Annotated in this window: 6 protein-coding genes; 4 read left to right on the top strand and 2 right to left on the bottom strand. The window is 45.2% G+C overall.

Translation table 11 applies throughout. From position 1 onward, the window contains the following. A partial coding sequence (locus WBV75_RS12475) for a PLDc N-terminal domain-containing protein (RefSeq protein ID WP_424120917.1) occupies window positions 1–663 on the bottom strand: 663 nt, incomplete at its 3' end. 333 nt (window positions 664–996) lie between these two features. Here WBV75_RS12475 and WBV75_RS12480 point away from each other — a divergent pair. Further along, the gene (locus WBV75_RS12480; protein ID WP_424120918.1) at window positions 997–1,671 is read left to right on the top strand and encodes a hypothetical protein; all 675 of its coding nucleotides are present in this window, start codon (window positions 997–999) and stop codon (window positions 1,669–1,671) included. Window positions 1,672–1,760: 89 nt separating this feature from the next. On the opposite strand, the gene WBV75_RS12485 is transcribed toward WBV75_RS12480, so the two are convergent. Beyond that, the gene (locus WBV75_RS12485) at window positions 1,761–2,237 is read right to left on the bottom strand and encodes a hypothetical protein (protein WP_424120919.1); all 477 of its coding nucleotides are present in this window, start codon (window positions 2,235–2,237) and stop codon (window positions 1,761–1,763) included. Window positions 2,238–2,584: 347 nt separating this feature from the next. On the opposite strand from WBV75_RS12485, the gene WBV75_RS12490 reads away from it, so the two are divergent. The 3 genes from WBV75_RS12490 to WBV75_RS12500 all read left to right on the top strand — a co-directional run bounded on the left by WBV75_RS12490 (window position 2,585) and on the right by WBV75_RS12500 (window position 6,165). Further along, window positions 2,585–3,229: a hypothetical protein gene (locus tag WBV75_RS12490; protein WP_424120920.1), complete on the top strand. Its 645-nt coding sequence runs from the start codon at window positions 2,585–2,587 to the stop codon at window positions 3,227–3,229. Between the two features lie 218 nt (window positions 3,230–3,447). Further along, a complete protein-coding gene (locus WBV75_RS12495; protein ID WP_424120921.1) occupies window positions 3,448–4,383 on the top strand; it encodes a helix-turn-helix transcriptional regulator in 936 nt (311 codons plus the stop codon). 228 nt (window positions 4,384–4,611) lie between these two features. Next, entirely contained in the window at window positions 4,612–6,165 is a 1,554-nt protein-coding gene (locus tag WBV75_RS12500) for an arylsulfatase (RefSeq protein ID WP_424120922.1), read from the top strand. The last annotated feature ends 8 nt before the right edge of the window (window positions 6,166–6,173 follow it).

Consider the following 6,173-nt stretch of genomic DNA (forward strand, 5'->3'; position numbering starts at 1 on the left):
TCGATGGTCCCTGTGGTTCAGGCGATTGGCGAACTGCCGGAGTTTAATTTCTATTTTGGGATGTATTTGAACTCCTGCTTCCTGAAGTTCTTTTACAATATTCTTGCGAATGCCCATGCTGGCGTAGTCATCATAGAGGATCCGAATCATTAGGCCTTCCTTTGCTTTTTGAATCAGTACGTCCTTGATCTGATTCCCTCTGACATCATTTTCCCAGGCGTAGTATTCCATATGGATAAATCGCCTGGCCCCGGAAAGTGTTTTTAGAACATTTGGGAATTTATCCTCTCCATTTACCAGCAACTGAAAACTATTTTCGCTCAAATATGCACTCATGGTTTGGCGGTGGAAGGCCACAAGGCTTTTAAAGTGTTCGGAAATCCCCTTTCCGCTATCTGCCAAGTGTTCGGTGGCATCTGGAATCTCTGCTTCATAGGACTTCGTAACTTCAATATGTGCGGAATTCGCTTCCAGACGGTAGCTCCGGTGCCTGTAATTCACCCCAAACGAGAAATAAAAAATAATACCAAAAACGGGTACTACGAGAACTAGCAGGATATAAGCCAGTGACTTGGAAGAAGTAGAAGTGTCTAGTAAAATCCTAACAATCGTAAAAATCACGATAATGGCGTAGACCAGGATTAAGATAAGGTTGATGCTCATAAGTCAGGATGCTTTGCAGGGCGCTAAGTCCGGGTGTCCTATTCTTTCAGGGAACAGATCTCCGCCCGTCATGTATTTGCTTTCGATGTTAAGACCCGCAGGGATAAATAGGTTTTGCAATACCTAAAGTTAATCAAACCCTTAAAAGGAGGATTCTAAAAGTTCAGCTTTCGTTTTTACTGCATTCATTTTGATTATAATACCCGTAAGCCTTGGCAATTTAGTGTATATTTACAAGACTTTTAAGGGCATTTTTTGAGGGTAGATCCAAAGGAAGTAATCTGAAAGTTAAATGAATTAAATCACTTAAGAATAAACTGAAAATTTAATTTTATGAGAACGTTTTTGATTTTTCTAACAGTAGTAGCCCTCAGTTTTCAAAGCTGTGGCACGGTAAAGGTCCAGAATACCTGGACAGCTGAAGACCAGGCCGTTGCTAAGTTTAAACAAAAAAATATCCTGGTCATCGCCCGTACCAATGGTAATGCTGCTCGTACGGCATTTGAAACGGCCATTGCCAAACAGCTCAATGCTAACGGTTACAAGGCTACGGAAAGTTTCAAGAAAATTCCAACCCTGCACACTGAAGTTGAAATGACCGAGGAGCGTATGAACATGATCCTGAGTATGATTGAAAGTGAGGGCTATAACGGAATTGTAATCACTACGGTAAAGGATACGGAGCAGGTCACTCAGACGAACACCTCAGGAGTTTACATGGGCGTGGGCTATGGTGGGTACCCGGGATACTACGGTGGGTTTAACAGCTATTATGGAAGCCGTTATGCCTATGGACCGTACTACTCTGGTTATGGTGGCTACATGCCTACGTCCAGTACGACGAGTACGTATAACAATTACGTGTTGGAAACGGTGGGATACAGTCTCGATGAACCCGAGGAAAATCAGCTTGTCTTTGTAGTCACGTCAAAATTATCAGACCCGAGTGACGCCTACAAAACGGCAGACGAATACGTGGAAAAGATTGTCAAAGCCTTTAGCAAATAAACCGCTGCTTGCCTTTTGCGGTCCGGAAATCAAAAAAAGCCGCGGGGATTTTCCCGGCGGCTTTTTTGATAGGGTAAATTAGGAAAGGACTAATCCAACTGCCCAATTAAAGGAATATTTTCCAGGATCGTCGTCCGGGTTAAGGCTTGGAAATAATTCTCAATTTGATAGAATTGGGCTGCTGCCTTAGATCCGGAAGCCTTTTTAATCTTCTTGTAGTAGGAATTGATCAATTTTTCATTTCCTTTAGCCAGCTTTTGAGCCTCCATGACAAGATTGTCAGTTTCTGCATCGGAGATGCCTTCATATTCGCTGGCATACTTTTCCAGCAGGCTGATACGATTTTTACCAAGCGCCTTGCGCTCTACTTCATAGGCATCATAAAGCCCCCAGAATGCATCTTTTGAAACTCCGTCGAGTTGGATAAATTCGGCAACTACGTCCTTTTTTTCACCTCCGATGATAGACTGCAAAAAGTCTATTTCCTCGGCATTTGACTGTGCCTGGCCTATTTGAAATGCGATTAAGCAAATCGCAATACTTAAAACTAATTTTTTCATGTTCATGTGTTTAGCGTTAAAATTGAATCTTCCTTCCAGGACATCCATTCTCGGTCCTGTTTAAGAGAATGTAAATTTACTAAATATTGGCGTATTTTTGACCTTATTAGCGCTGCGGTTGTTCCATAATTTAGTTTTATAAAGTCTGTGATCTCCTGGTCATTTCTTTATGAATTTTAGAATATCGGATTTCATCCACAAATCGAGCTGTTAAGAGAAGGATGGAGAAATATTTGATATGCTTAATGTGCTTAAGTCATGATTGATAGATTTATACACCGGCGGCCTTGGCCGTGGTTAGGGGACGGCGGCCAGGGATATAACTCTAAATTGAATCATCTAAAAACAACGAAATGAAAAAAACACTCAGAATTGTTGCATTGGCTGTATTTGCCCTGACGGGATTTTCGAGCCATGCCCAGGCTTTTGAAATCACTCCGACCTATGGTTATCAGTTCGGCGGCAGGCTCAATTACGGCTCTAATTATCTGAAAGTGGACAATAGTGGTATGTTCGGAATCACTGCCGGATTTGAAGCCCGAAGGGATTACATGATTGAGGTGACTTATTTGAATATGAGTACGGAACTCCGAATCCGGGACCGGATCCTGAGCCCAAGTGAGGATTTTCTCGCGGATATGAACGTGGATTGGTTTCTGGTAGGGGGTACAAGGTATTTCACCAATGGAAATATCAAGCCTTTTTTTGGCGGACAATTAGGGCTGTCTGTTTTTTCACCCAAAAATGAAAACAGAGATATTGTCAGCCGTAGCCTGGATAGTGCCACATACTTCAGTTTTGGATTTAAAGGAGGTATTGTCGTTATGTTAACGGAATCTATTGGGCTGAATTTTCAAGGCAATATCCTCTTCCCTGTGGAATGGGGCGGAGTCTACGTTGGTGTGGGGCCTGGCGGTCCCAGCACAGGGGTAAGTGCGGGAGGGACTATAGTGATGGGAGGCTTTAGCGGGGGACTGGTGTTCCGTTTCGGAGCTTAATCCTTCTGCAGGCCCATTATTCGGAGGAATTTTCTTTGGAGCCGGGAACACTGCCCGGGCCCGATACTTACAAGGTATGAATCCTGCAGGTCCTGCAAGAACTTTACGCATACAAACAGACCGGTTGTCCTATGCGTCTGGAAGGCCCTGACGATTCATTTTTTTCTTAAATTGTATTTGCCCTTGAACCCTGGGGAAGGGGCAGCAACTTAATGTCCATGGAACCTCTGGTATTCAGAGCTACAGATATCGATGAGATGGCCAGTGCCTTTGAGGGCTGGCAGATGGACGTTGTCCAACAGGAATGCGGTAAATTTCAAGGATATCTCAACGGATTTTCTTCGTTAGGGACACAGGTTAATTTTTATTCCGCAGCCATTAGCAGGCGTGTTTTCGCCAATGGTCACCACCTTCCGGACAGTGTGATGTTTACCTTTATCGAATGCCCGACTTCAAGTACCTGGAACGGGGAGGAAATTCAACCTTTTAAGCTCTTCGTCTCAGATGCAGAGCGCGGGCTGGACCTGGATGCCGGGAAAGGCTTTGTTTCTTATTCGGTAAGTGTAGACAAACATTTATTGGAAAAGTGGTTTTGGGAGGAGGGGATACCTAACCCTGGGAATTGGAATTTTTATTTGGATTTTAAAAAGACCCGGCGGCTGGAAAGGGCAAAGGACTTGCACAGGGTAATTTCAAATGCAGTATACAGGGGTGAATTTAGTATTTCAGAGTTTAAACTTACCCTTATCGCGGCGCTCCATCCTTTGAGCAAGAAGGAGTTGTCCCGGATTGCGATCAATTTTGCTCCCATCCATGAATCTGTGGAAATGATTCACGAAGCTGTCCGCCTGGGAAAGGAAATCAATTTGGAGCGTGTACTGGAGTTTTACGGGGGCCCCATGCGGACGTTTTACTACAATTTTAAAAAATATACGGGTTGCACGCCCCACCAATATATTAAGCACCTGAGGTTAACCGCCGTCCACAAGATGCTTAAGAAGTCAGATCCTGGGGTGGTAGGGGTAAGGGAAGTCGCCTATCAATATGGTTTTCGCCATTTGGGGCAATTCGCAAAAGACTATAACCACTTATTTGGGGAAATGCCGTCACATCGATTGAAACGATCGAGTCCGGAAGACAACCTGGTCCGCTAATACACACTCAGGAGGGACCCCTGAGAAAGCTTTCAGACACTTAAATTTTAATGATATTTGTCAGTTCGTCTGAATTGTTGCAGTATTTTGATATGAAAAACCCTATTTTTACGGATCTTCAAACTTTTGAATGTATAAGTAGGTTTATTTTAGAATTCTGACTCCCCCTGAATTGATTTCTTTTCCCTTTGTCCGTGTAACCATTAACTAGAAATAACACTTTAAACAATGAAAAAACTAGTATTCTTTAGTCTTTTATTTACAATGGTCGCTTCTGTGAGCGCTCAGAAGAAACCGAACATCCTGGTCATCTGGGGTGATGATGTGGGATATTGGAACATCAGCCACAACAACCACGGTATGATGGGATATAAAACTCCAAACATCGACCGTATAGCCAAAGCGGGTATTTCTTTTACGGATTACTACGCCCAACAGAGTTGTACCGCCGGACGTGCTGCCTTTCTGGGAGGAAACGTACCCGTGCGTACCGGGATGACAAAAGTAGGAATGCCCGGAGCACCTCAGGGATGGCAGAAAACGGACGTAACCATTGCGGAGGTCATGAAGAGCCAGGGGTATGCTACCGGACAATTCGGGAAGAACCACCAGGGGGACCTGGATGAGCACCTGCCTACCATGCACGGCTGGGATGAGTTCTTTGGAAACCTCTACCACTTGAATGCGGAAGAGGAGCCCGAAAATGAGGACTACCCGAAGGATATGATGTTGGCAAATGGCAAGTCATTCGACGAGATCTTTGGCCCAAGGGGTGTATTGCATACATGGGCTGACGGTAAAGGTGGCCAGCGTATCGAAGATACCGGAGCGCTCACCAAAAAGCGTATGGAAACTATTGACGATGAAACCGTTGCTGCGGCCAAGGAATTCATAAAAAAACAAGTGGATGCCGGGGAGCCTTTCTTTACCTGGTGGAACGGGACACGGATGCACTTCCGTACGCACGTGCGAGAGGATCGCCGTCATGAAGGGAATGATGAGTATACAGACGGGATGATCGAGCACGATATGCATGTAGGGATGTTACTGGATTACCTGGATGAACTGGGGATAGCCGATAACACAATCGTATTTTACTCCACAGATAACGGGCCTCACTTCAATACGTGGCCGGATGCGGGTACCACCCCTTTCCACGGTGAGAAAAACAGCAGTTGGGAAGGTGCCTACCGGGTGCCGGCCTTTATCAAATGGCCCGGAAACTTCCCTGAAGGGGAAACCCGGAACGGAATTGTGGCCCATGAGGATTGGTTGCCAACCTTTGCCGCTATTGGTGGAAACCCAAATGTCGCGAATCAGTTAAGGAGTGGTACCACCGTCAACGGGAAACGCTTTAAGAATTACATCGACGGGGTCAACCAACTGGAATATCTGAAAGGTACAGTTGACGAATCTCCCCGGAAAGGCTTTATTTATGTCAACGACGGGGGAGAAATAGCTGCCCTGCGTTACGGTCCCTGGAAGGCGATGTTCCAGGTACAGCGTGCCGAGCAGCTCGGATTGTGGTTTGAACCCTTTGTGAAGCTCAGAGGGCCTTACCTTTTCCATTTGAGGAGAGATCCTTTTGAGAAGGCACTGGAAGGTTCTAATACCTACTGGGACTGGTATATTGACAGGGCTTTTGCCCTTGGGGGTATGCAGTATTACGCATTGCAATTCCTTTCCACCTTCAAGGAATATCCACCGAGCCAGGTGCCTGGAGACTGGAGCCTGAGTACGGTTGAGGAACAGATTAAGGGAATGATCCCAAAGAGTAATTAGGATTACAC

This window comes from Robiginitalea sp. (assembly GCF_049588695.1).
In the GTDB taxonomy this organism is placed as follows: Bacteria; Bacteroidota; Bacteroidia; order Flavobacteriales; family Flavobacteriaceae; genus Robiginitalea.

Coding starts and splice junctions, on each gene's coding strand:
- WBV75_RS12480 (WP_424120918.1), top strand. CDS start 997: ATGAGAACGTTTTTGATTTTTCTAACAGTAGTAGCCCTCAGTTTTCAA.
- WBV75_RS12485 (WP_424120919.1), bottom strand. CDS start 2,237: ATGAACATGAAAAAATTAGTTTTAAGTATTGCGATTTGCTTAATCGCA.
- WBV75_RS12490 (WP_424120920.1), top strand. CDS start 2,585: ATGAAAAAAACACTCAGAATTGTTGCATTGGCTGTATTTGCCCTGACG.
- WBV75_RS12495 (WP_424120921.1), top strand. CDS start 3,448: ATGGAACCTCTGGTATTCAGAGCTACAGATATCGATGAGATGGCCAGT.
- WBV75_RS12500 (WP_424120922.1), top strand. CDS start 4,612: ATGAAAAAACTAGTATTCTTTAGTCTTTTATTTACAATGGTCGCTTCT.